At 43.0% G+C, this 24,892-nt stretch carries 18 protein-coding genes, 3 tRNA genes and 1 pseudogene; 10 read left to right on the top strand and 12 right to left on the bottom strand.

Annotated features, from left to right (window positions below; genetic code table 11):
- Window positions 1-74 precede the first annotated feature (74 nt).
- Entirely contained in the window at window positions 75-407 is a 333-nt protein-coding gene (locus tag FHX64_RS09510) for a DNA-directed RNA polymerase subunit omega (RefSeq protein ID WP_183413633.1), read from the bottom strand.
- A 1-nt stretch (window position 408) separates the two neighbouring features.
- Window positions 409-1,215 (bottom strand): outer membrane protein assembly factor BamD, encoded by an 807-nt coding sequence (locus FHX64_RS09505; protein ID WP_183413632.1) that lies wholly within the window; start codon window positions 1,213-1,215, stop codon window positions 409-411.
- A 1,251-nt stretch (window positions 1,216-2,466) separates the two neighbouring features.
- On the opposite strand from FHX64_RS09505, the gene FHX64_RS09500 reads away from it, so the two are divergent.
- Window positions 2,467-2,763, top strand: a complete 297-nt coding sequence (locus tag FHX64_RS09500) for a helix-turn-helix domain-containing protein (RefSeq protein WP_183413631.1) — start codon at window positions 2,467-2,469, stop codon at window positions 2,761-2,763.
- A gap of 145 nt (window positions 2,764-2,908) precedes the next feature.
- Here the strand turns inward: FHX64_RS09500 and FHX64_RS09495 are convergent.
- From FHX64_RS09495 to FHX64_RS09475, 5 genes are all read right to left on the bottom strand, one after another.
- Window positions 2,909-2,992, bottom strand: a tRNA-Leu gene (locus tag FHX64_RS09495).
- Window positions 2,993-3,011: 19 nt separating this feature from the next.
- Window positions 3,012-3,095: transfer RNA gene (locus FHX64_RS09490), tRNA-Leu, on the bottom strand.
- Between the two features lie 28 nt (window positions 3,096-3,123).
- Window positions 3,124-3,196, bottom strand: a tRNA-Gly gene (locus FHX64_RS09485).
- 200 nt (window positions 3,197-3,396) lie between these two features.
- Window positions 3,397-4,536 carry a carboxynorspermidine decarboxylase gene (gene nspC, locus FHX64_RS09480; protein ID WP_183414494.1) on the bottom strand — a complete coding sequence of 380 codons (1,140 nt, stop codon included), beginning with the start codon at window positions 4,534-4,536 and terminating at the stop codon, window positions 3,397-3,399.
- Between the two features lie 326 nt (window positions 4,537-4,862).
- A complete protein-coding gene (locus FHX64_RS09475; RefSeq protein ID WP_183413630.1) occupies window positions 4,863-5,645 on the bottom strand; it encodes a DUF6261 family protein in 783 nt (260 codons plus the stop codon).
- A gap of 1,086 nt (window positions 5,646-6,731) precedes the next feature.
- Between FHX64_RS09475 and FHX64_RS09470 the strand changes: the two are divergent.
- The 7 genes and pseudogenes from FHX64_RS09470 (at window position 6,732) to FHX64_RS09440 (ending at window position 16,800) form a co-directional block, all read left to right on the top strand.
- Window positions 6,732-8,419, top strand: a pseudogene (locus tag FHX64_RS09470) (class I SAM-dependent DNA methyltransferase).
- A 1-nt stretch (window position 8,420) separates the two neighbouring features.
- On the top strand, window positions 8,421-9,623 hold the full coding sequence (locus FHX64_RS09465) for a restriction endonuclease subunit S (protein ID WP_183413629.1): 1,203 nt from the start codon (window positions 8,421-8,423) through the stop codon (window positions 9,621-9,623).
- Window positions 9,623-10,333, top strand: coding sequence for a transposase (locus tag FHX64_RS09460; RefSeq protein WP_183413628.1), 711 nt, complete (start codon window positions 9,623-9,625; stop codon window positions 10,331-10,333). Before FHX64_RS09465 ends, FHX64_RS09460 begins: the two co-directional genes overlap by 1 nt.
- Window positions 10,333-13,491, top strand: a complete 3,159-nt coding sequence (locus tag FHX64_RS09455; RefSeq protein WP_183413627.1) for a type I restriction endonuclease subunit R — start codon at window positions 10,333-10,335, stop codon at window positions 13,489-13,491. The genes FHX64_RS09460 and FHX64_RS09455 overlap by 1 nt, the downstream gene beginning before the upstream one ends.
- 200 nt (window positions 13,492-13,691) lie before the next feature.
- The gene (locus FHX64_RS09450) at window positions 13,692-14,993 is read left to right on the top strand and encodes an AAA family ATPase (RefSeq protein ID WP_183413626.1); all 1,302 of its coding nucleotides are present in this window, start codon (window positions 13,692-13,694) and stop codon (window positions 14,991-14,993) included.
- Window positions 14,993-15,793, top strand: coding sequence for an RloB family protein (locus FHX64_RS09445; RefSeq protein ID WP_183413625.1), 801 nt, complete (start codon window positions 14,993-14,995; stop codon window positions 15,791-15,793). The genes FHX64_RS09450 and FHX64_RS09445 overlap by 1 nt, the downstream gene beginning before the upstream one ends.
- A gap of 359 nt (window positions 15,794-16,152) precedes the next feature.
- Window positions 16,153-16,800 carry a GIY-YIG nuclease family protein gene (locus tag FHX64_RS09440; RefSeq protein ID WP_183413624.1) on the top strand — a complete coding sequence of 216 codons (648 nt, stop codon included), beginning with the start codon at window positions 16,153-16,155 and terminating at the stop codon, window positions 16,798-16,800.
- Window positions 16,801-17,024: 224 nt separating this feature from the next.
- On the opposite strand, the gene FHX64_RS09435 is transcribed toward FHX64_RS09440, so the two are convergent.
- Window positions 17,025-18,227, bottom strand: coding sequence for a saccharopine dehydrogenase family protein (locus FHX64_RS09435; protein WP_183413623.1), 1,203 nt, complete (start codon window positions 18,225-18,227; stop codon window positions 17,025-17,027).
- A 33-nt stretch (window positions 18,228-18,260) separates the two neighbouring features.
- The gene (gene recA, locus FHX64_RS09430; RefSeq protein ID WP_183414493.1) at window positions 18,261-19,283 is read right to left on the bottom strand and encodes a recombinase RecA; all 1,023 of its coding nucleotides are present in this window, start codon (window positions 19,281-19,283) and stop codon (window positions 18,261-18,263) included.
- 217 nt (window positions 19,284-19,500) lie between these two features.
- Between recA and FHX64_RS09425 the strand changes: the two genes are divergently transcribed.
- Both FHX64_RS09425 and FHX64_RS09420 read left to right on the top strand, forming a co-directional pair.
- Entirely contained in the window at window positions 19,501-20,250 is a 750-nt protein-coding gene (locus FHX64_RS09425) for a rhomboid family intramembrane serine protease (protein ID WP_183413622.1), read from the top strand.
- Window positions 20,247-22,277: a ComEC/Rec2 family competence protein gene (locus FHX64_RS09420; protein ID WP_183413621.1), complete on the top strand. Its 2,031-nt coding sequence runs from the start codon at window positions 20,247-20,249 to the stop codon at window positions 22,275-22,277. Before FHX64_RS09425 ends, FHX64_RS09420 begins: the two co-directional genes overlap by 4 nt.
- Before the next feature lie 9 nt (window positions 22,278-22,286).
- On the opposite strand, the gene argH is transcribed toward FHX64_RS09420, so the two are convergent.
- Genes argH through pyrE form a run of 3 tightly spaced genes read right to left on the bottom strand, consistent with a single transcriptional unit; the run spans window position 22,287 to window position 24,724 of the window.
- Window positions 22,287-23,633, bottom strand: coding sequence for an argininosuccinate lyase (gene argH / locus FHX64_RS09415; protein WP_183413620.1), 1,347 nt, complete (start codon window positions 23,631-23,633; stop codon window positions 22,287-22,289).
- A 17-nt stretch (window positions 23,634-23,650) separates the two neighbouring features.
- Complete coding sequence (locus tag FHX64_RS09410) at window positions 23,651-24,067, bottom strand: hypothetical protein (RefSeq protein ID WP_183413619.1); 417 nt, start codon at window positions 24,065-24,067, stop codon at window positions 23,651-23,653.
- 15 nt (window positions 24,068-24,082) lie between these two features.
- Entirely contained in the window at window positions 24,083-24,724 is a 642-nt protein-coding gene (gene pyrE, locus FHX64_RS09405; protein ID WP_183413618.1) for an orotate phosphoribosyltransferase, read from the bottom strand.
- Window positions 24,725-24,892 lie beyond the last annotated feature (168 nt).

The following is a 24,892-nucleotide window of genomic DNA, read 5'->3' as shown; positions in this document are numbered from 1 at the left end:
CTGTTTAAAGACACTTTTTGCCGATCGGGGGTCGCCGACCGGCAAAAAACAGTAGTGTGGTATGCCCCGTTGATTTACTTTGATAATTTTTCCTTGGCAGGGAGACGGACAAATAATTTGTTTTCGATCAGTTCCTGAGTGGCGATCAATGTCGGTTTGGGCAGTTTTTCGTAGAAACGGGATACTTCGATTTGTTCCCGGTTTTCGAAAACTTCTTCCAGATTGTCAGCAACTGTGTTGAACTCTTCCATCTTCTGGCTGATATCGTCGCGAATCATCAAGCTGATTTGGTTAGCCCGCTTACCGATGATCTTTACTGTTTCATACACATTACCGGTTGATTCGCACAAACTGTTCATATCGCGTGTAACAGTTGTCAAAGGGGCCTTTGTTTTTCTGAAATCCATATTATTTCTCTTTTACGTATTTTTGAGCCTGATTAAACATGGCAAGGGCTGTTTTAGCGTCTTTGCCTTTAGGATATTCATTGATAAAGTTGTAATATTCGTCAATGACATCGCGGTATCGTTGATCCTTCAGGTCGGGAACGCTGTACTCAGCTTCCATGTATTTTGCTTGCAATACAATAAACATCAGATCTTCACGATATTTTGTGTCGGGATATTTTTTGAGGGCGTTATTTGCTACAATGACAGATGACAGGTAATTGTTGCCCATATAGGTTCCCAGATTATAATAGAGCCGTGCATTGAGTAATTCCTTGTAAGCCAGTTTGTCTTTCATCTGGGCCAGATAAGTATATGCTTGTTTGGCTTTGTCGCTCATCGGATAGGTCTGCACAAAGTTGGAAAAAGCATCGATGGCTGCATAGGTAGCCGTTTGATCCAGTCGCGGATCAGGAGAATTCAGATAGGCGCAATAACCGATCATATAATAACTATCTTCTGCGTATTGACCTTTTGGATAACTTTTTATATAAGCTTTGAACTCATCGCTTGCCGAATCATAATCTTTTTGGTGCATATAGCATTCGGCCAGCATGTACATAATGTCTTCATCCTTGTCCGTATGCCTGTAGTAGCCCGAAACATCTTCAAAAAGCTGCGAAGCACGGTTGTAATCCTTGTTTTGGAAGTATGCTTTGGCTTCATTGAATTTCAAATTGTTATCGGTACTTTTTAACAATTTCTGATACTGTGTACATGATGTAAGTATGAATGCGCCAAAGAGTAAATAAATGGTTAATCGTTTCATTTGTAGCCAGTTTGTTGATTCGTGTGGATGCGCTTTGTGTTTGCATCACGACTTAGTTTCAGTCTTTGCCTAAAAAGAGATGCAAAGGTAGTAATTTTGTGATAAAGAGAGAAATTGCGGCGTCATATTATGCTTTTTTTGTGATCGCAAACCTCCTTCTCTCCCATTTCTGAAATATCGTCGGACTGGTTTTTTCTTCTGTTACCGGGTTACTTTTGTTTTTTGTCTCCCTTTGTGCCGGATATGTTTTTGCTTCATTGGGTGTTTATGTGTGGAAAAAGCTCCCGGCAATCATCTGCACAAGAGCTTTTATTCATGTTTTCAGTTGGTGGCCATATTCTGGTCAACTTTGGTGACTTTTGACCTCTTTTTTTACTTTTTTTTCTGCCCGTTTTTCTTTCAGGCTTTTTGCCGCAGGTTTTTTCTGGGCTTTCTCTACAACTTTCTCTTTTGACATAACTGCGAATGTTTTAATGTTAAACGAATCATATTATTTTTCAGGAGATTGTCTACTGGCTATCTCCTGTCTCATGACACTACAAACGGTATAAAACAATGCCCTGATCAGGTGCCAAAGATACTTGCTTTTTATCCGGATTATTCACTGTCGGAAAGGAATTTTTTTCCGGAAAAATACAGAAAAATTATTCGGTAAGGAAGAGGATAAATCATTGTACCAAAAGTAGTAAAATGCTTTTGTTGCATCGTCATGCAAAAAATGCATGCAATGAGGAAATGCGCTGAACCGTAGTAGTCTAAAGATAAAAGCGGGCCGAGGTAAAAGCTTGAACAACAAATAAAATCGGGCTAAAGAGAACTGCGGTTGAAAGCTTAAGGTGTAAAGTTGAAAAGAGCGCTGTAAATGATTGAAAATATCATTTCATTAGATTGTGTAGATGCTATATTTTCATGTGCTTAGATACTAAGCGTATTTTTTTAGGCGAAAATTGATAAATAGAACATCTCCAGATGAAATTATATCCTTTATTTGTTTGAAACATGTAATTAATTAGTTGCATTTGCAACATGAATAGCGACGATACTAATACGGGAGCGGTTCGCATAGTTTTTTATACTGGCGAGTTCAAAGGATTTTACAATTGAATATCGTACGTTTTTATTTGCTATTGACCATGAAAATATTATTGAAGCTACTCAAATAATTATCCTGAACGGTTTTTTGAAAAAATCAAATAAGGATTACGGCAAACAAATAAAAAAGGCAACCAACATACTAAATAGTTTGGAACAATGAAAAAGATAAATACTGCACTATTGAACAACGCAGCCGATCTTTTAGATGAAAGACACGGAAAGGAGGGCACGACCACCCGTGAAGCGTTCAACAAAGAGGCAGTTGCTTTCTATTACGGAGAAATACTGAAAGAGAAGCGGAAAGAATTGCATCTTACACAGGATTATATTGCCGGCAAAACGGGGCTTAAAAGAAGCTATATCGCAAAGATAGAAAAAGGAGAAACAGATATGCAAATGTCAAGTTTTGTAAGAATTGCAAAGGCTCTGGGATTGAAATTATTATTGTCGTAATAAGCGCCCGTTAAAGGATAAAATTCCCCGTCCTGTACCAGTCAACGTGCAGGACTTTTTTTGCTATGTGTTCAACTTTGATTACTTGTAAAAAGAAAAACGCTTATAATTATTTCATTATAAGCGTTCTAATAACGATTGTTTGTACCCAGGATGAGACTCGAACTCACACGAGGTTGCCCCCACTACCCCCTCAAAGTAGCGTGTCTACCAATTCCACCACCTGGGTAAATGCCATAATCAATACGTGCCCGGAACAGGACTCGAACCTGCACAGCCTTACGACCACTAGTCCCTGAAACTAGCGCGTCTACCAATTCCGCCATCCGGGCTGATTACTACAGCGAAATACGCCTTTCGAGCGGAAAACGGGACTCGAACCCGCGACCCCGACCTTGGCAAGGTCGTGCTCTACCAACTGAGCTATTTCCGCGATTGCGAAGGGTTATTACATCAAAGAACCTCTTTCGTTTTTTGTGGATGCAAAGATAGCTTTTTTTTTATATCGGACAAACTGTTGGCCCCTTTTTGCTGGTATACGGACGAAAAGCTTCGCTATATACTGTGAACAACCCTGTTCATGCTTTTCGGTTGCCAGTGTATATCCGGTTGAGTGCTCAATTTTGCCTTGTTTTATGACAGCCTGTTCTTATAGTCTTCATAACCGAATTCGCGGACTAACTGAAACCGGTTGTCGGGTCTCCAGATGCCTATTGAAGGATGGGTGACACCGTTGAAATAGGTTGTTTTCACCATCGTGTAGTGCATCATATCCATGAACACGATTCGATCGCCGGGTTGCAGTGGTTTGTCAAATGACCAGTCGCCTACATAATCGCCTGAAAGGCAACTGTTGCCTCCCATACGGTAAACAGGTTTGCCTGGGACAGGCTCTCCGGCTCCCAGAATCTTTGGTTTGTAGGGCATTTCGAGGCAGTCGGGCATATGGCAGGCAAAGGATACGTCGAGCATGGCAGTTTTGATGCCGTGATTGTCCACCACATCCAGCACGGTGGACACCAACTCGCCGGTTTCCCAGGCAAAGGCACTTCCCGGTTCGAGAATAAGTTGCAGATGGGGGTATTTTGCCTGAAATGTTTTCAGAATGTGGATCAGTTGTTCCACATCATAACCTTTGCGTGTCATCAGGTGGCCGCCGCCCATATTGAGCCATTGGATGCGATTGAACAAGTGTCCGAACTTGGCTTCGACTGCTGCTAATGTCTGCTCCAGATCTTCGGCCTGCGATTCGCACAGGGTATGGAAATGGAGCCCGTCAATGCCTGCTGGCAGGCTGTCTTCCAGTTGACCGGCAGTGACTCCCAGCCGCGACCCGGGCGAGCATGGATTGTAAAGGTCGGTGCTGACGCTCGAATATTCGGGGTTAATGCGTAGTCCGCACGAGACGGGATGTTCTGCTTGTTGTGTTTGTGGATAGAAATGCTCAAACTGCGACAGAGAGTTAAAGGTCACGTGGCTGCTGTAACGAAGTATGGACGGGAATTCCCTGTCGGAATAGACCGGGGCATAGGTGTGCGCCTGGTTGCCCATCTCCTCAAATGCCAGTTGTGCTTCGGCTACTGAGCTGGCCGTGGAGTAACGGATATATTCGCGGATAACCGGAAAGACGCTCCACATGGCAAAAGCTTTGAATGCCAGTATGATTTCTACTTGGGCATGCTCTTTCACGGAGCGAATTAGGGTTAAATTTTCGCGTAACCGTTTTTCGTCAAGTACGAAACAGGGAGAAGGTATTTGTGTGTAATCTATCATTGTTTTTTTGTCCGGATGGTTTTCACGTACAAAAATAAGCCTTTTCTTCGATATCGGGAGAACCCTCTCTTGCCGGTTTATTCCGTTGCAGGGCAAGACAATAAAAGAGGCAATTTGTTGCCATATCGTTATTTTCGCGCTGAGGCTGCAATAATTGATCTGTCATTGCCCGTTTGGCTTCTTTGCTATTTTTAGCAAAAAGAGAGATACAATTATCCCTGCGATAGACTACATTTGCAAACTATATTGATTAATACTTTATGGAAGATAAATCATCCCGTAAACAGGAGAAACCGGGTGATTTATCAAATTTGAAAAATGTAAACTTATGATGCAGCCGTGCTTGTCGTTGATGATACGCCGGCTGTTTTTGTATTTAAAGCACTGGTTTTGCTGCGGGTCATCCTGCTTCGAATCAACGCCTGGTAAGGTTCGAAAAACTCATTCAATTCGTTGATCAATGCAGTATAGGCCAGCTCCGGATGTTCCACTGCCGCCAGTTCAATGGCGGAAAGCATCTGACGGAACGCTTCGGTAACAGATGTTTTCACAACCTGTTTGTCGATGCTCCGGTCAGGATACCAGTCCCCACGACGTGTCGTTACATTGCTTTCTATGCTTTGCTGCAACAAGTTCAACTCATCCACGAACGGTGTGACACCAAGCGTTTGAGCGTTTTGGCTCAGGGGCGCGTCGTTTTTGAGCTTAGCCAGAAAATCACTTACCGACTGGTAAATCACTTTTTGGTTCATGCGCGAGTAATCGGCAAAGAAAGAACGTACAACAGGCTCAAATGAGGCAACAGCTGCTGATACTGCGGTATCACCCGAACGTTTACCCGCCCGCACCTGAAGAAAAACCGCTTCTATCAGCTGCTTCCTTCTTGAGCGTTGGGTATCTAATACCTGAGTCAGCGGATGCGCCATAACTCTTTTGTTTAGTAAGGGTAATTGAGCCTGTAAGGTAACCAGACGGTTATATGGTCCACTAATCAACAGGGTATCGGGATCATGCGCTTCCACAATCCGGATCATTCCGTTGATAACTTCAGGGAATTCCTGTACCCTGATTCTGCGTAAATAGCTAAAGCTTAAAATATTATTTATCATATTTCTAATTTTAAGATGAAACATAATAGAAGAAATCAGGCCTTGCATTCCATAAAATACTGAATTACCTCCTGTTTGTTAGCATTTCAAAGAACGTAAAGACAGATTGCCTTCCCAATTTTACTAACACCTTTGTGTTAACATAAAATCGATATACAAATATATGGTGATTCTTATATTGAGTATAACAAAATATTTCAACAAAATACTAACAGCGTTTTGTCATCTTTCTTTTCGTGTTAATATTTTAACAGTGCCAAAAACGGAAATGAAAACATAAGTTAATGTATTTGCTTTTATCCAATAAAACAGATGATTATATGATTTATGCTGTGTGACAAAACCATTTCTGCAATGTGCAGAACAGCTTTTGTCACGTTGCAAAGTGACTTCAGTCTTTTGCAGAGTAGCTTTTGTCACATGAAAAACACTATTTTTATGTTGCATAACATATTTTGTTTTGTGGGAAATCTCCTCTGTTAAACACATTCCACATAGATTGCTTTTGATATGTTACTAATGTATAACAAAAACGCCCTTTTTCATGTGACAAAGTGGACTCTGCACACGACAGAGTAGGTTTTGTCACGTGAATGAAGGAGGTCTGCACACGGCAGAGTAGGCTTTTTAAAGTGACAAAAACAGTAATGTAAAAGGCAGACCTTCTTTTGTAAGGTTACCTAAGTCGTTATTTTCATCGCAGAGTGACCTTGTGAATGTTACAAAGGCAGTAATGTAAATGGCAGAGTAGGTTCTGTAACATTAAAATGGAGGTAATGCAGAGGTAATTTCTGTCTGTCCAGGTTATCGTTGCTGCAAAATACAATCAGGGTTAAAATAAAGGATATAATCATTGGAACTTACAAAAATATTTATGACCTTTGAGGAAATTTTATAATGAAATTTCCGAAAAGCCTTGTTGTAGCAAATTCGTTGCATGATACACCAAGTTCCGGAATCTCCTTTCGGAATCCATTTTTAATAAACATTTTTAGTGTCTTCATGATTTGTACGTATTGATTTTGACATGATCATTTTAGTAGAATTCTGGAGCACAAAATGAGGCGTTTTTGACGATTTTTTATCATGATTTATAATACAATGAACCCATCCGAACAACAATTTCTCAACGATTTAGACAAGAAGCTCTGGACGGCAGCCGACAAACTACGCTCTACACTCTCGGCAGCAGAATACAAACATGCGGTGCTGGGGCTTATCTTTTTAAAATATATCAGCGATGCTTTCGAGGTACGACGCAAAGAACTGGACATTGCCCTGCGCAATTCGGAACACGATTACTTTCTCAACCCCGCAGATTTTGACAGCCCGGAAGAGTACGAAGCCGAGATAAAAACAGAACTGGAAGTTCGGGATTATTACACCGAGAAAAATGTGTTTTGGGTGCCGGAGCGTTCCCGCTGGAATGTGCTGAAAGACATTTGTAAAACGCCTGTAGGTAATCCCCTACCGTGGCTGAAGAAAAACAGAGAAGGTGCGATGGAGCCCGAAAAGATGAAGGGCGTGGCTTTTCTGATTGACGATGCGCTGGATGCTGTGGAAAAAGATAACCCCAAGCTGAAAGGCATTCTGAACAAAACCTATACCCGCCTGAATGTGGACGACTCCAAACTGGGCGAACTGATAGACCTGATCAGTACCATTCCGTTCGAAACCGGAACGCTCAACTCCAAAGATATTCTGGGGCATGTGTACGAGTATTTTCTCGGACAGTTTGCCAGTGCCGAAGGCAAAAAAGGCGGTCAATTCTATACCCCAAAGGCTATTGTAACATTGATTGTGGAAATGCTGCAACCTTACAAAGGCCGTGTGTACGACCCCGCCATGGGTTCGGGTGGGTTCTTTGTGCAAAGCGAAAACTTTATCAAGCAACATGCCGGAAAGATTGATGATATTTCGGTTTACGGACAGGAATACAACCATACTACCTGGCAGCTGGCGGCCATGAATATGGCTATCCGGGGCATCGACTTTAATTTTGGAGGACAACCGGCCGACACACTCAACAACGACCTGCACCCGACCTGCGTGCCGATTATATTATGGCCAACCCGCCTTTTAATATGAAAGAATGGGGAGCCGACAAACTGGCGAACGATGTGCGCTGGAAATATGGCACACCGCCCGAGGGCAATGCCAACTTTGCGTGGTTGCAACACATGATACACCACCTGAGCCCGCTGGGTTCGATGGCCTTGTTGCTGGCCAATGGCTCGATGAGTAGCAATACCAACAGCGAAGGCGAAATACGCCGCGCCATACTGGAAGCCGATCTGGTGGAATGTATGGTAGCCCTGCCCGGACAGCTCTTTACCAATACCCAAATACCCGCCTGTATCTGGTTTCTGACCAAGGATAAATCGGGCCGCAACGGCAAACGCAAACGCCATGGCGAAGTGCTGTTTATCGATGCCCGCGAAAAGGGTTATATGAAAGACCGCGTATTGCGCGACTTTACCCTTGATGATATTAAAGATATTGCCGACACCTTCCACCAATGGCAGGGATTGGCAGAAGGCTATGAAGATATTGCCGGATTTTGCAAAGCAACCGACCTGGAAGATATAGCCACCAAAGACTTTGTACTTACGCCCGGACGCTATGTAGGCACCACCGAACAGGAGGAAGACAGCGAACCTTTTGCCGAAAAAATGACTCGCTTAACTGCCGAGCTTAAAGGCTATCTGGAAGAAAGCGCCAAACTGGAAATGGAAATCAAAAAACAGTTGGGAGGGTTGGGGTATGTCATTTAAAATGTTTGATATTTCAATTGGCGAATTTTGTCCATTTGTATACGGAAAAGCATTGAAAGCTGAAGATCGTAAAAATGGTAAAATACCAGTTTACGGGAGTAATGGGATAGTGGGTTATCACAATGAATATTTAGTGAATGGACCAGGAATTATTATCGGAAGAAAAGGATCAGTAGGTGAATTGCATTTATCAGAAAGTCCATTTTGGGTAATTGATACAGCATTCTATATCTCTGGGTTTTCTATCAACGAACTTAGATACATATATTATCAATTAAAAACGCTGAATCTCGATAAAATGAATTCTGACTCAGCTGTACCAGGTTTAAATAGAGAAAATGCCCATAATAGAGTTCTGTCAATTCCAGAAGATTCGAATGTAAGAGAGAAAATTGGGGGCGAAATAGCTAAATATGATAACAAACTTAAATGCAACAACCGCATCAACCAAACCCTCGAAACCATAGCGCAAACCCTTTTTAAATCGTGGTTTGTAGATTTCGATCCGGTAAAGGCAAAAATAGCCGCCAAAGAACAGGGCGAAGACCCGCAACTGGCAGCTATGATGACCATCAGTGGAAAAACTGCCGATGAGATACGACAAATGCCTGCCGATAAACGAAAGGAATTAGCAGATACCGCAGACCTGTTCCCGGATGAAATGCTGGAAAGTGAATTGGGGTGGATTCCGAAGGGGTGGAAAGTGCAGTCGTTGAAAGAGTTGGTAAATATAAAATATGGCAAAGATCACAAGAAACTACTTGAGGGCAAAATACCTGTCTTTGGATCTGGAGGAATAATGAGGTATGCAGATCAGTTTCTTTATGCTAATGAATCAGTGCTTATACCAAGAAAAGGTTCATTAAATAACGTGATGTATGTTGACGAACCTTTTTGGACAGTTGATACGATGTTTTATACTGTAATGAAGAGGCCAAGTATCGCTAAATTCGTTTATCAATTTGTAAAAACACTTGATTTGTCATCGATGAATGTTGGATCTGTCGTTCCAAGTATGACAGTAGAGATATTGAATGCGATTCCAATTGTTATTCCTTCAGAGAAATCAATTAAAGATTTTGATCAAATTATATCATCTCTCTATAATACGAAAAAAGTATATGAATGTCAGAATAAAGTGCTTTCATCTCTGCGTGATTCCCTTTTGCCCCAATTATTATCCGGTGAAATAGCTATCAACTAATGACCTACGAACCAATCAACCACCATCGTCGTAGTATCCGCCTGAAAGGCTACGATTATTCGCAGCAGGGATTGTATTTTATCACCCTGTGCGTGCAAAACCGCGTGTGTTTGTTTGGCGAAATCATAAACGGACAAATGGCGTTGAACACCTACGGTCAAATTGCCCACAACGAATGGTTGAATACCGCCACCATCCGCAAAAATGTGACATTACACCAATTTGTGGTTATGCCCAACCATTTCCACGCCATCATCGAAATCAATGGTAATGACGACGGCGGCGGTAGGGGCGAATTGTATTCGCCCAAAATGCACATGTCCCAAATGTATTCCCCACAATTGCATAACAATCAATTGGATTCGGGCACAAACAATACAACAAATAGGGGCGAATTGCATACGCCCCCAATGGATACGCCCGAACAATGTAAGGGCGAATCGAATTCGCCCAAATCCACGACCGAATACAATTCGGATAATAGGGGCGAAAGCATTTCGCCCCTACGTGGACCATCGGGAACGGTGGGGGCAATGGTGCGGGGGTATAAATCGGCGGTGACCAAACAATCGAAATTGTTGCATTTTGATGGGACGCTATGGCAACGCAATTATTGGGAACACATTATACGCACCTCGGATGAATATGAACGAATTGCAACCTATATAGAAAATAATCCCATGAACTGGCATAACGATACACTGAAATAATGATCACAGAAAACCAACTCGAACAATTGGCTATCTCCTGGTTTCAGGGTAGCGGATATGATTACCTGAACGGAGCAAATATAGCCCCGGAGAGTAGTAATCCTTATCGTACGGATTATCGGGAGGTACTCCTGAAACAGGAATGTCTGGAAGCCTGGCAAGCCATTAATCCCGAAATCCCCAAAGACAAGCTGGAGGAAGCATTTTATCTGCTTAAAAATGCACAGGGAGCCAATACTGAGTTTCGGAACAAAGCTGTTCATCAGATATTGATCGATGGCATTCGGGTGGAAGTTGATCGGAACGGGCAAAAAGAGCCGGAACTGGTCATACCCATTGATTTCAGACATGCAGCTAACAATCGTTTTCTAGTGGTGAATCAGTTCAGCATAGTGGGGGCAAAGCAAACCCGCCGTCCGGATATACTGTTATTTGTGAATGGCTTACCGTTGGCTATTATAGAGTTGAAAAATCCTGCCGACAAGGAAACCGATGTGTGGGACGCCTACAATCAGCTCCAAACCTACAAACAGGATATAGAGGATTTGTTTCTGTGTAACGAAGCCTTGGTGGTGTCCGATGGCATTACCGCCCGCGTGGGTTCGCTTACTGCCAATAAAGAGCGTTTTATGCCGTGGCGCACCATCAGCAACGAGAACGACCGCCCCTTGGTGGAATTCGAACTGGAAAAAGTAGTCAAAGGGTTCTTTCAACCCGAACTGTTTCTGGATTATATCCGTTACTTTGTATTGTACGAACAGGATGGGGAAAAACTGATCAAAAAGATAGCCGCTTACCATCAGTTTCACGCGGTACGTGAAGCTGTAAAAGCTACTGTGATTGCGGCTAATGTGCCGGAAAGTTCTGTGGTTGCACACCCTAAAGCATCTTATGGAAAACAGGTAGTAGTAGGAAGTAAAAAAGCAGGAGTTATCTGGCATACACAGGGTTCGGGTAAAAGTATCTCGATGGTGTGTTATGCCGCCAAGTTGCTGCAACAACCCGAAATGCAAAACCCAACTATTGTGGTCGTTACTGACCGTGCCGATTTGGACGGCCAATTGTTTGGTACCTTTTCGCAGTCTGCCGACCTGTTGAAGCAAACCCCGATACAAGCCAATAGTCGCGAAGAGTTACGGGATATACTGGAATCGCGGCAATCGGGAGGTATCGTGTTTACCACCATCCAGAAGTTTTCGCTCTATGCCGGCGAAACCAAACACCCACAATTATCGCAACGGCACAATATCGTTGTAATCAGCGATGAAGCGCATCGTAGTCAGTACGGCCACCGGGCAGTACTCGATACCAAAACAGGAGCTTATAAATACGGTTTTTCGCAACATATGCGCGATGCCCTTCACAATGCTACTTTTATAGGATTTACGGGTACACCTATCGCCAATGGCGATAAAGATACGCGGGAGGTATTTGGCGATTATGTCAGTATCTACGATATTCAGGATGCGGTGGATGATGGAGCTACCGTACCCATTTTCTACGAAAGCCGCCTGGCCAAACTGGATGTGGATAGAGACGAGATTGAAGCTTTGAGTCAGGAAGTAGAAGAAGTGATGGAAGATGAAGAAGACCTAACCCTGCGCGAAAATACCAAAAGCAAATGGACAGCCCTGGAAAAGCTGGTAGGTTCTGCACCACGGTTGAAGCAGGTGGCTGTTGATTTGGTGAATCACTACGAACAACGTACAGCTTCCATTGAAGGAAAGGCTATGATTGTATGTATGAGTCGCGACATTTGTGCACATCTGTACAATGAAATTGTGGCCCTCCGCCCAGACTGGCACGATAAGGATGTGGAAAAAGGAGCCATTAAAATAGTGATGACTGGCTCGGCAGCCGATAAGGAATTGTTGCGTCCGCATATTTACACCAAAACGCAAAAGAAGCGATTGGAAACCCGATTTAAAGACCCGGATGATGCATTGAAACTGGTCATCGTACGGGATATGTGGCTCACAGGTTTTGATGCACCTGTATGTCATACGATGTATATCGATAAACCTATGCAGGGACATAACCTGATGCAGGCCATAGCCCGTGTAAACAGGGTATTTAAAAATAAACCCGGTGGTCTGGTGGTCGATTACATTGGCATTGCCAATGAACTGAAAGCGGCTCTCAAAACCTATGCGGATTCCGAAGGGAAAGGATCTCCGACCAACCGTACACAGGAAGCTTATGTGGTATTGCTGAAAAACATGGATGCTGTTCGGGGAATGTTTCATGGCTTTGATTATTCTAAATACAAAACCAAAGCACTGCAATTGCTTGTGCCTGCTACCAATCATGTATTGCAGGAGCCGGAAAACGGCAAAAAACGCTTTCTGGATTTGATGCTGGCGGTAAACAAATCGTTCTCTCTATGTGCCACGATGGACGAAGTGAAAGAACTGCGCTTGGAAATTGCCTTCTTTAATGCCATCAAAGCTACAATACTGAAGTTTACGAGCGTCGATAGCAAGCGTCTGGCCGAAGAAAAAAACAGTGCCCTGAAACAAATCATCGACAATGCCATCGTGGCCGACGGTGTGGCCGATATCTTCGAACTAGCAGGCTTACAAAAACCGAATATCGGTTTATTGTCGCCTGAATTTATGGAAGATGTGCGCAATATGAAATCGAAAAACCTGGCCGTGGAATTGCTGGAGAAACTGCTGAAAGACGAAATCAAATCGCATTCGCGCGGTAATCTGGTGCAGGAAAAGAAATTTGGCGACCGCCTGTTGGAAACACTCCGCAAATACCATAACCGCGCTATCGAAACGGCTCAGGTGATTGAAGAGCTGATTCAGATGGCCAAAGATTTCCACGAAGCTATTAAACGGGACGAAGATTTAGGCCTTAACCCTGACGAAATCCGTTTTTACGATGCGTTGCTTGAAAACAACACCGGCGACGAAGCCCTGAAAAACGAAGATATTAAATTTCTGGCTCAGGAACTTACGGAGAAGCTAAAAGGCAGCATCACGGTAGATTGGGAAGTACGCGATAGCGTACGCGCCAAAATCCGAAATATCATCCGTAGAATGCTTAGAAAGTACGGATACCCTCCTATCCGCTCACAAGAGGCTATTGATTTGGTGATCCGGCAGGCGGAAGTGTTGGCGAAGGATTGGGAGAAGAATAGTAATGAGTAAAAAATAGATATGAATTTTTGGTAAGCCAACTCAAAAAAAACATCAACTGACGTGAGATTAGCACATTTGACCAGCAAAAATAGACTTATTATGTCCTATTTTCAATTATAATGAAAAAATGTTACGTTTTATCCGTGAATTACTCACGGATAACAAAAAGATATTCTATCTTTGTCGTTCAATCTTAAAACAACACTGTCATGTTATTGCGATTAAAAATAAAGAATTTCCTCTCATTTTTTGAAGAAACGACTTTTGACATGTTTCCCAATCCGAAGCGGACTTCATTTCCAAATCATATTTATGATGAAATGACAGTTCCTTTGCTGAAACAAGCTGCCATATATGGGGCAAATGGTTCGGGGAAGTCAAACTTTATAAAAGCTATTAGCTTCATAAAATCATTTGTTACAAACGAAGATTTTCTGAAAAATGTAGATCTGGAGGATTATATCTTTCAACTGACTTCAGCCAAAGAAACAGTAATTTACTTTGAAATTGAATTCTTTATCAAGAAAAAATACTTTGTTTATGAACTGGAAATTGAGAAACAAGCTATTCGGGAGACTTTAAGTCATTCCGGATTAGGAAAAACTCCCGATAAGATTCTATTTAAACGCAACGGCGCTGCAATAACATCCGCATACGTAGGTAATGAGAGTTCGGCAAAGCAGTTGCTGTCGATGAATCCACTTGCATCGTTATTCCCATTAAATCAAAAATTTCCGGTACTTACCCATGAAGATGTAAAGTTAGCCTTTGATTGGTTTGCAGGGAAGCTTGAAATTGTGACTATTAATAGCACAATTCCTACTATGATTGAATTGATGTCGAACCAAACGGCTTTACTTCGCTTGACAAATGAGATTTTTGAGAATATTGGAGTGGGCATTGACGCTGTAAAAATTGCCGAAACGCCATTTGATCAATGGATGACACATCACAGCAATGCAAATGAATTGCATCAAATGATGGAAACTGATCCTTTGAAACCCAATACAGGTATAACCAAAATAGAAAATAACCGTAATGTCTTTTCGGTTTTACTCAAAAATGGAGTAAAAACGGTGCAAGAGCTTATATTTGAGCAATTGGGTCAGTCCGGTTTCAAAAAAGAGATGAAAATTAGTGCACAATCAGATGGAACTGTCCGATTACTCGTTTTAATACCGGCTATCTATGAAGCTATAAACCAGCAGAAGGTCATTTTTGTTGACGAAATAGATAACAGTATTCATCCTAATTTGATGTTTTCGTTGCTTCAGTTTTACGGTGCCCATGCTTCAAAAGGTCAATTAATTTATACAACGCATACCACCCGGTTAATCAATCAACAGGAATTGCTTCGCCCTGATGAAATATGGCTAACAGAAAAAGAAAATGGAAATTCGAAAATGTATTCCATTAATAATTTCAAGATACATAATACCATTAATCTCGAGAACGGGTACTTAGATGGGCGATATGGCGCAGTACCTCAAATAGGTGAATTTCAATCTTAATGACTGGTACATTACGTACATATAGCAAAGGAAATCTTGAAAAAGAGCTTCTGCCTCAACAGAAAAGAAAAACTGTTGAAACAGAAGCTCAGGTTACATCTGTAGTAGAAGCTCAACCATCAGCCTATCAGAAGCCTGATTTGGAGGAGATGCCCAAAGCTTTTTTTGTACTTATTTCGGGAGGTGAGGACAGGGAAAAAGATTACTTTAAAATCATTTCCAGTCATGACAAATTTAAACGGATTAAACTGGAGTTTATTGTTGACCCGCAAAAACTATCGCCCGACGGTATGTTTGAAATTGCCGAATATAAAAAAGCCCGTTATAACAGCAGTAAAAATAGAGACGAAGAACCTGATAAAATTTACCTGATTTCGGATGTTGATCATTTTATTACTGAATTGCTTCGTATAAAACCAAAATGTTTGAAAGAGGGTTTTAGTCTGATCATTAGTAACTCTTGTTTCGAAGTATGGCTATATTATGCATATTGTGACTCATTGCCAAATTTCACAATACCATCAGATTCTCTCAAAATTAGCAGTAAGTTTAAAGGTTGGTTACCATCGGCAATTCGGGGTGGTGTAAAAACCACAAGAGCCATTCTGAATGTTTACCAAAATATTGAGCATGCCAAGAAAAACTATAAAGAAGATGCTAATGGTATACCTGAGCTTTTTTCTACAAATATGTTTGAATTGGCTGAGCATTTACTACCATTGATTGAACCTGAGTTGACTGATTTTATAGAAGAAAATAAGAGAGTAGAGGCTGAATTTAGGAACAGAGTTAAGAAGTAGCCTCGCTTAAACTTAACAAATAAATACATAGTGCAATGAATATGTTTGTCGAAAAAAAATCACAAACATTTACAGGCATCATAAATGATATCAGGCAGATAAGTGTGTATGTACGTGATCAGAAGATTTTTCAACGTCTAAAAGGAGCGGATTAGAACAATGATTTCGTTCCGCATTGTCTAATTATTTATCCGGAAAAAAATGAAAGATTGGTTGACTCAGAAGATGAAGAAGAAGATAAAGAGATGAAGGGGTTTGATGGGGTTGATTTGATTAAAGATACTATAAAGATAAAGGCATTTAATCGGTTTTATAAACTAAGTGTCTTGTTGCCAGTGATAAATAAATAGAAAAAAGATATGTCCCAAAAAACAATTAATTACGGAATAGTATATGTACTCACCAACCCAGCCATGCCGGGTTTGGTAAAGATAGGAATGACCAACAGGGAGAGTGTGGATGCCCGCCTGAAGGAGCTGTTTAATACCAGCGTTCCGGTGCCTTTCGAGTGCGAGTATGCTTGTAAGGTAGAAAACTCAGAAAAGGTAGAGAAGGCATTGCATTTGGCATTTCACCCGTACCGTATTCATGCACAGCGAGAGTTCTTTAAAATAAATCCCGAACAGGCCATAGCTATCCTTCAGTTACTGGATAAAAGCAAGGATATTACAACTGAGATACAGGAAGAAATAAATAACGACCTGACGGATATAGACAAAGCAGCAGGCGAAAAAATGAAGATTGTACGCAGACCTCCATTGAATTATCTGGAGATGGGTATACCGGTAGGTTCGAAATTATTGTTTGTGAAAGATGATATAGAACAGGATGCGATTGTATCCGGAGATAGAAAAATAATGGTAAACGGTGTGGAAACTTCACTTACTGCTGCTACTCGTGAACTATTGCATTTGAAGCATGATATTCAACCTACGCCTTATTGGACATATAATGGTCGAAATCTAATGGATATTTATAATGATACCTATGTGACGAATGAAGAGTGAGGAGGATTGTTGCTGGGGTATGTTCGGCAGTTAAATCTGAAATAAGTTCGTTCTTCCTTTTACTGCAATTAAAACAGAATAACACGCCGCAAAGATTAAATTTTATCGTGATATGATTTCCCGATGTTTATTTCTGGCAACTCAGTTATAAAATGTTCTTTGAAGGCAGCTACAAAAAAAGCCGCTTATAACAAAGCGGCCTTTTTATGCATAGAGCATTGACGTTATACTTCTAAATCACCATCTACAACCTCATTCCAGGGTAATCCCTGCTGGCTTAGCTGGGCAAGGAACGGATCGGGATTAAACTCTTCCACATTGTACACGCCGGGTTTACGCCATTCGCCTGTCATAAACATCATGGCGCCGATGGCTGCCGGTACTCCTGTGGTGTAGCTTACAGCTTGTGTACCGGTCTCCTGGTAGGCGGCTTCGTGGCTGCAATTGTTATAGATGTAATATGTCTTGGGTTTCCCGTCTTTCGTGCCGGAGATGCGGCAACCGATGGAAGTCCAGCCTGTGTAGTTTTCACCTAAATCGCCCGGATTTGGTAAAACGGCTTTCAGAAATTGAATAGGCACAATTTTTTGTCCGTTGTATTCCACTTCGTCGATGCGCGCCATGCCGATGTTTTGAATGACCCGCAGGTGAGTCAGGTATTCCTGTCCGAATGTCATCCAGAAGCGGGCGCGTTTCAGCGTGGGGAAGTTTTTCACCAGCGATTCGAGCTCTTCGTGGTAGATGAGGTAGGATTCCTTCGCCCCGATTTCGGGATAGTTGAGTGGTTGATGTATCTCGTGCGGTTCTGTCCATACCCATTGCCCGTTTTCCCAGTATTTTCCCTTTTGGGTTACTTCGCGGATATTGATTTCGGGGTTGAAGTTGGTGGCAAATGCTTTGCCGTGGTCGCCGGCATTACAATCGACAATGTCGAGATAATGTATTTCGTCAAAATGGTGTTTGGCGGCATAAGCGGTGAATATGCTGGTGACACCCGGATCGAATCCACAACCCAGAATGGCAGTGAGGCCGGCAGCTTTGAAGCGTTCCTGGTAAGCCCATTGCCAGCTATACTCGAACTTAGCTTCCTCTTTCGGCTCGTAATTGGCTGTATCCATATAGTTAACGCCAGCAGCCAGGCAGGCATCCATAATGGTCAGATCCTGATAGGGCAGGGCTACGTTGACCACCAGTTCCGGGTTAAAAGAGCGGAACAGTGCAATGAGCTCGTTTACATTGTCGGCATCAACCTGTGCGGTTTTGATCTCCACGCCGGTGCGTTTCTTGACGTCATTGGCAATGGCATCGCATTTCGATTTTGTTCTGCTTGCTAACAAAATATCAGTGAACACGGTTTTGTTTTGTGCTATTTTGTGGGCAACGACAGTTCCAACACCGCCTGCGCCAATAATAATCACTTTTCCCATAGTTAATCGGTTAGTTTGTTTTTACAGGAATTGTTACTTGTTGCTTTTCGGACTTTTAAGCGCCTCTGCGAGTTTTGTCTGCAATTCGGCTGCCAGTTCGGGGTTGTCACGTAACACGTTCTTTGCTCCGTCGCGTCCCTGTGCAAGGCGGGTATCGCCGTAGCTGTACCATGATCCGCTTTTCTTGATAATATTGTTTTCAACACCCAGGTCGATCAATTCTCCGGTAAGTGAGATCCCTTCGCCGAACATAATATCGAATTCAGCTTTGCGGAAAGGAGGAGCCACTTTATTTTTTACCACCTTGACGCGAGTTTGGTTTCCGATCACTTCTTCACCTTCCTTGATCTGACCGATGCGTCGAATGTCGAGTCGGATGGATGCGTAAAATTTAAGCGCATTACCCCCGGTGGTGGTTTCTGGATTTCCGAACATCACACCGATCTTATCGCGCAACTGGTTGATGAAAATGCAGCAGGTATTTGTTTTGCTGATGTTGGCTGTCAGTTTCCGAAGCGCCTGAGACATCAGTCGTGCCTGAAGTCCCATTTTTGAGTCACCCATATCGCCTTCCAGCTCAGCTTTGGGTGTCAGGGCAGCTACGGAGTCAATCACTACGAGATCGACTGCAGAGGAGCGGATCAGTTGATCGGCTACTTCGAGGGCCTGTTCGCCATTGTCAGGTTGTGATATCAGCAGGTTGGCAATATCAACACCCAGTTTTTCGGCATAAAACCGGTCGAAAGCATGCTCCGCATCGATGATAGCGGCAATCCCACCTGTTTTTTGAGCTTCGGCAATGGCATGAATAGCCAGTGTGGTTTTACCGGATGATTCAGGTCCGAAAATTTCGATAACTCTTCCGCGTGGATAGCCGCCGACACCCAATGCAGCGTTCAACCCGACAGAGCCGGTGGAAATGACAGGCACTTCTTCAACACGGTTATCGCCCATTTTCATGATGGTGCCTTTCCCGTGATCTTTATCTATTTTTTCCATGGCCAGTTGCAGGGCTTTCAGTTTCTCGACGGAAGGTTGTTTTGCTTCTTCTGACATAATTGTTCTTGTTTTAATGCGTTTAATGTTTTTGTTGTATAGCCCGGAAGGCTTTCCTACGCGGATAGACAAAATGTTGGCCTGTAGCCTGCAGTTATCCGTAAGTTGGTCAAAGGTACGTTTTTTTTCCTTATATTTTATGCACACTGCACTTTTAAATGAGGCGAAGAAAGTTTGTTTTGTTTAAAAGTATTTATATTTGTGGAAAAAATCAAGCATGTTGTTTTCTTCTGCAATGTCGGAAGATCGCCGCCGGTTTCTTCATGCGCTGGTGGTGCCGTCGTTGCTTTCGCTGGTCATTTTTCTGGTTTTTGTACTGGGACTTGGTATGGGATGGGATCTCGACCGGTTTGGCGTTTATCCGCGCACACTTCAGGGAGTGCCGGGTATTTTACTGCATCCGTTTGTGCATGCAGGATGGGGGCATCTGGGAGATAATTTGCCTACATTTTTTATCCTCTCTACGGCGCTTTACTATTTCTATCATACACAGGCTAACCGCATCCTGTTGTTGATTTGGGTGCTTACGGGCATTTTTCTGTGGTGTATCGGGCGTGAAAGTTATCATATTGGCGCCAGTAGCATCATTTACGGACTGGCCTTCTTTTTGTTCTGGGGAGGAGCGATCACCCCTTCGATTTCATTAACTGCACTCTCGCTGGTGGTGGTTTTCTGGTATGGTAGCATGGTGTGGAATATGTTTCCTTTGATGCCCCACGAAATGATATCGTGGGAGGGACATCTTTCGGGTGCACTTGCTGGTTCGATTACGGCTTTTGTATTTCGTAAAAGCATAGTTGCTCAGGTTGGCGATAAGAAAAATTCCCTGCCGGATGACGATGATGACGAGCTGACCCGTTTGGCGATGAAATATAACCTGGAACAGGATGAGATGAGAGAGGAAGAAGAGGAACACAATAATGACAATCCAGACGATAGCAGGGATAATCAGGAGGTAAAAGAATGAATCAATTTTTTCATCAAACCCCTTTCTTCAGGATAACGCTGGCTTTGACCGGCGGCATTTTTCTTGCGGATTATTTTTCGCCTTCTGTTTTGTTGCTGGTTGTATTGGTCATGCTTTGTCTCGGAGGTGTTGCTGTGAGCATGTTTTTTCCTGACAGTTTCCGGTTTCGCTGGTTGTTTGGTGTCAGCGTAGCGGGATTGATGGTGTTACTAGGTATGGTGCGCATGCAGGAGTCCCGTCAGCAGACGGCTTTCCCCCGGGAAGGAATGAAGGGCGTATTTCTGGTGGAAGTGACCGATGCTCCTGTTGTCAAAGCAAAATCGGTGTTGTATCAGGTACGGCTACTGTCAAGATATGAATCAGGACACTCCATTTCGGTGGAGAAAATGGCGTATCTGTATGTGTCAAAAGATTCGATTGCACAGCTATTCGATCTTGGTGATCGTTTCCTGGCATCGGCAACATTTGCCCCGGTTCGTGCAACAGGTAATCCGGGGGCATTTGATTTCAATAGGTTTTTGCAAAACCATGGCATTGCAGCTACCGGTTATGCGATACGCCGGGACATAAAATTTACGGGTAAAGATCATGGATTCTCTTTTTATGCAGCTGCGTTGCATCTCCGTTCAAAACTGTTGGAAGTTTACCACCGTTATCATATCGACGGCGATCCGTTTGCTGTTGTAGCTGCGTTGACACTGGGATACAACGAAGCGTTATCACGTGAGTTGCGTGATAGCTACAGTGTGTCGGGAACCATGCACGTACTGTCAGTGTCGGGATTACATGTGGGAATAATTTACGGGGTGCTCTATTTCCTGTTGGGTTTTATGCGTCGTAAAAGAAGGACACTTGTTATACAGCAGGGTTTGATTATTGTTTGCTTGTGGGGTTTTGCTTTTCTGACGGGGTTAGCACCTGCTGTGGTACGTGCCACACTGATGTTTTCGCTGGTGGCAGCGGGCCGCATGCTGATACGCAAGCCACAGATCATGAATACGGTCTTTTTTTCTGCTTTTGTGATGTTGCTTCTTCGACCGACCTATATGTACGACGTCGGCTTTCAACTGAGTTATATCGCGGTGATCAGCATTGTCTATTTTACCCCCAGACTGGAATCTTTATTATATACGCGCAATCGGGTGCTGATATGGTTGTGGCGGTTGCTGTGTGTGTCGATGGCAGCCCAGATCGGGACATCAGCTTTGGGAATCTTTTATTTCCACCGTTTTGCTACTTTTTTCTGGATGGGAAACCTGTTTGTGGTTCCTGCTGCTGCTTTTGTCATTTATCTGGCTATAGGATTACTGATTCTTTCTCCATTCCCGGTTGTTGCGTCTTTTATCGCTGTTCTCCTGAAATGGTTGCTGAATATGATGAACGGTGTTATCCGTTGGATAGAGTCATTGCCTTGTGCAGCCTACAATTGCTGGATAGATGCTTTTCAGCTTTTTATCTCTTTTGGGGCAATTATTGCGCTGGGAGCCTATTGTTCGTCAAAGCGTTTTGCCTTTCTGGCAGCAGGATTAAGCTGTGTGTTCCTCTTTTTTGCGGATTCATTGTGGCGCACTTACGCGGGATTGGCACACCATCAGGCAATTATTCTTGCAGATAGCCGACATACCCATGTCGATTTTCTACTGGGTAATGAGCATTATGCGATTACGGCGGACAGTGGTGTGCTACAGGAACTGGAAAAAGCTTATTACTTGCAGCAACGGACAAAGGCTCCAACATTGTGGAATAAGGCTTATGTTTCGGTGGAAGGGAAACATTTTTTAGTAACAAACGATTCGTTGTTCAGGAACAAAACAACGGCTCAGCCGCTTCCTGTGGATTACCTGATTCTTGGCAATCGGACAAGGATAACTTTCGATAAGTTGTACCGGATGGTTAAACCCCGGTATGTTATTATTGATCAGACTATTTCTCCATGGTATAGTCGTAATGTCCGGCAAGCATGCGATTCGCTCGGGATTGCCTGCACAGATATGAAACAGACGGGTGCTGTCAGGATTGCTTTGTGATGATAGAAATTACTCTGCCGAATCAAGTAGTTGTTGTTCAGCAGTATGTTGCTTTTCGAAATGGAACGAAGCGACGATTTCGTCTTTCATAGCTCTGATTTCGTTGTTGCATAAGTTGCCAATACTTCCTTCGTGGGTGTGATGAATCGTTTTCTCAGGCTGATAATTTCCTGCGGCAATGGTATCTCCAACATGCTTGTACGAATCCCTGAAGGGTATTCCTTTTTTTACCAGTTCATTAACTGTTTCTACGCTGAACATCAGGTCATATCGAGGATCATCCAGAATAGATGTGTTGACCGTGATTTGTGGAATAATCATGGCAGTCATTTTCAGGCAGTCGTCCAATTCATCGAATGTTGGGATAAAACATTCTTTGGTGATCTGCATATCACGGAAATATCCCGAAGGAAGATTGTTGATGATGAGCGATATTTGTTGTGGAGCGGCCTGTAGTTTATTGCATTTTGCCCGGGTTAGTTCAAAAACATCAGGGTTTTTCTTGTGTGGCATGATGCTCGATCCGGTAGTAAAAGCATCGGGCAACTTGATAAATCCGAAATTCTGGTTTGAAAACAGGCAGGCGTCGTAGGCTAGTTTGGAAACGGTAGCGGCTATGCCAGCCAGGGCTGTCGTGACAGTTCGTTCCATTTTGCCGCGTCCCATTTGGGCATACACTACATTATAGTTCATGGAATCAAAGCCCAGCAGATCGGTTGTCATTTGCCGGTTGAGCGGGAAGGACGATCCGTATCCTGCTGCAGAGCCCAGTGGATTACGATTGGCAATCCGATAAGCGGCAAGCAAAAGCTGCAGATCATCTGTCAGACCCTCCGCATATGCACCAAACCACAGCCCAAACGATGAAGGCATGGCTACCTGAAGATGAGTGTATCCTGGCATCAGCACGTCTTTGTAACGTTCGCTTTGCTCCAGCAATGTTTCGATGAGCTGTGCCACTAATCCTACGGTTCTCTCAATCCGGTATCTGGCAAAAAGTTTCAGGTCGAGCAGCGCCTGGTCGTTGCGTGATCGCCCGCTATGGATTTTCTTCCCCAGATCGCCTAAAGCGCGTGTGAGCAGAAGCTCAACCTGTGAATGAACATCTTCGACTTCGGGTTCAATCATGAATTCCCCTTGCTCAATTTGGGTGTAAATTGCGGTAAGGGCTTTCAATAAAGGTTGCAACTCGTTTTTTTCTAACAACCCGATGCTTTCGAGCATGGTGATGTGAGCCATCGATCCCAACACATCAAATGGCGCCAGAAAGGCATCCATTTCCTGATCGTGACCAATCGTGAAACGTTCAATTTCTTTATCGGTTGCAATGCCCTTATCCCATAATTTTTTTGCCATAACGAAAGAGAGAGGTGTTATGCGTAATGAATTTGCCCTATTGCTGTGGCAAACTGATTGACGAATTGTTGAATTTTACCGTTGAACATCATTTTTACCATTTGAGGCAGATCGGCATGTACTTCTACTTGTAATTGTGTTTTTCTGCCTTCGTCCATTGGTTCGATATTGATGATCAGATGAAAATCGATAGGAGCATTGTCGGAATTAAAACGGATGGCTGTTGCCGGAATCTTTTCCTGGATATAGAGTTCAATCTTGCCCAGCGGAGGAATTGAAAACAGGCATTTGTCCTCGTGAAATTCCACATCCTGAATTGAGTTCTCGGGAATTAAATGACGTGAGTTTTCCAAATTCCGTAAATCGGATAATGTGTCAAAAACTAATTGAGGAGTAGAATCGACGAGTTGTATATCACTTTTATATAAAGTCATGGAGTTGTTTTGTTGTTATTTTACAGATGGCTGCCATTTAGATGGATTGTGTCGCCATTCCTGTAGGGTTTTTAATTCGCTTTCTGCAATGTAATCGGTTTCCAACGCCACATTGAGTATTGCATCGTAATTGCTTAGTGTAACGCATTCTACTTTGGCGTCGCGCATTTGTTTTTCTGCAACGGCAAATCCATAGGAGAAAATAGCCAACATACCAATCACATCACTTCCGTCGTTACGAATGGCTTCTACGGCTTTCAGGCTGCTCCCCCCAGTCGAAATCAGATCTTCGATTACAAGCACCTTACTTCTTGGCGGCAGATCGCCTTCGATCAGATTTTCCAGTCCGTGGTCTTTGGGTTTGGACCGTACATAGATAAAGGGAAGTCCCAATTCTTCGGCAACCATTGCACCCTGGGCGATAGCTCCGGTGGCAACTCCGGCAATGACGGTTGCTTCGTCGAATTTTTCACGGACGATACGAGCCAGTTCAATCTTAATGAAATTACGAATTTCCGGGTATGATAATGTTTTTCGGTTATCGCAGTAAATTGGTGATTTCCAACCTGATGCCCAGGTAAACGGATTGTTTGGTTGAAGTTTGATAGCTTTCACCTTGAGCAACTTCTCAGCAATCAGATATTCTAATTGTTTCATATGATAAAAAATTTAGTTCAAATGTGATATATGCTATGTGCGGTCAAATCAATGTTTTACTATTCATCGTCTACAGAACATATGCAATGGCATGCAAGGCTGTTTCGTTTACAGAAGTTGGGGGTGTTTTATCTTTTCATGTATCACAAAGCGTCCCTGAATCTTGTA

Origin of the sequence: Microbacter margulisiae (assembly GCF_014192515.1) — a bacterium.
In the GTDB taxonomy this organism is placed as follows: Bacteria; Bacteroidota; Bacteroidia; order Bacteroidales; family Paludibacteraceae; genus Microbacter; species Microbacter margulisiae.
The sequence above is the reverse complement of the archived record's forward strand: the minus strand, read 5'-3'. Positions and strand labels throughout refer to the sequence as shown.

Bases quoted from the DNA above. Each gene is read 5' to 3' on its own strand.
- FHX64_RS09425 (WP_183413622.1), top strand. From the start codon at position 19,501: ATGTTGTTTTCTTCTGCAATGTCGGAAGATCGCCGCCGGTTTCTTCAT.
- FHX64_RS09420 (WP_183413621.1), top strand. From the start codon at position 20,247: ATGAATCAATTTTTTCATCAAACCCCTTTCTTCAGGATAACGCTGGCT.
- pyrE (WP_183413618.1), bottom strand. From the start codon at position 24,724: ATGAAACAATTAGAATATCTGATTGCTGAGAAGTTGCTCAAGGTGAAA.
- FHX64_RS09440 (WP_183413624.1), top strand. From the start codon at position 16,153: ATGTCCCAAAAAACAATTAATTACGGAATAGTATATGTACTCACCAAC.
- FHX64_RS09445 (WP_183413625.1), top strand. From the start codon at position 14,993: ATGACTGGTACATTACGTACATATAGCAAAGGAAATCTTGAAAAAGAG.
- FHX64_RS09510 (WP_183413633.1), bottom strand. From the start codon at position 407: ATGGATTTCAGAAAAACAAAGGCCCCTTTGACAACTGTTACACGCGAT.
- nspC (WP_183414494.1), bottom strand. From the start codon at position 4,536: ATGATAGATTACACACAAATACCTTCTCCCTGTTTCGTACTTGACGAA.
- recA (WP_183414493.1), bottom strand. From the start codon at position 19,283: ATGTCAGAAGAAGCAAAACAACCTTCCGTCGAGAAACTGAAAGCCCTG.
- FHX64_RS09500 (WP_183413631.1), top strand. From the start codon at position 2,467: ATGAAAAAGATAAATACTGCACTATTGAACAACGCAGCCGATCTTTTA.
- FHX64_RS09410 (WP_183413619.1), bottom strand. From the start codon at position 24,067: ATGACTTTATATAAAAGTGATATACAACTCGTCGATTCTACTCCTCAA.
- argH (WP_183413620.1), bottom strand. From the start codon at position 23,633: ATGGCAAAAAAATTATGGGATAAGGGCATTGCAACCGATAAAGAAATT.
- FHX64_RS09435 (WP_183413623.1), bottom strand. From the start codon at position 18,227: ATGGGAAAAGTGATTATTATTGGCGCAGGCGGTGTTGGAACTGTCGTT.
- FHX64_RS09455 (WP_183413627.1), top strand. From the start codon at position 10,333: ATGATCACAGAAAACCAACTCGAACAATTGGCTATCTCCTGGTTTCAG.
- FHX64_RS09465 (WP_183413629.1), top strand. From the start codon at position 8,421: ATGTTTGATATTTCAATTGGCGAATTTTGTCCATTTGTATACGGAAAA.
- FHX64_RS09505 (WP_183413632.1), bottom strand. From the start codon at position 1,215: ATGAAACGATTAACCATTTATTTACTCTTTGGCGCATTCATACTTACA.
- FHX64_RS09450 (WP_183413626.1), top strand. From the start codon at position 13,692: ATGTTATTGCGATTAAAAATAAAGAATTTCCTCTCATTTTTTGAAGAA.
- FHX64_RS09460 (WP_183413628.1), top strand. From the start codon at position 9,623: ATGACCTACGAACCAATCAACCACCATCGTCGTAGTATCCGCCTGAAA.
- FHX64_RS09475 (WP_183413630.1), bottom strand. From the start codon at position 5,645: ATGATAAATAATATTTTAAGCTTTAGCTATTTACGCAGAATCAGGGTA.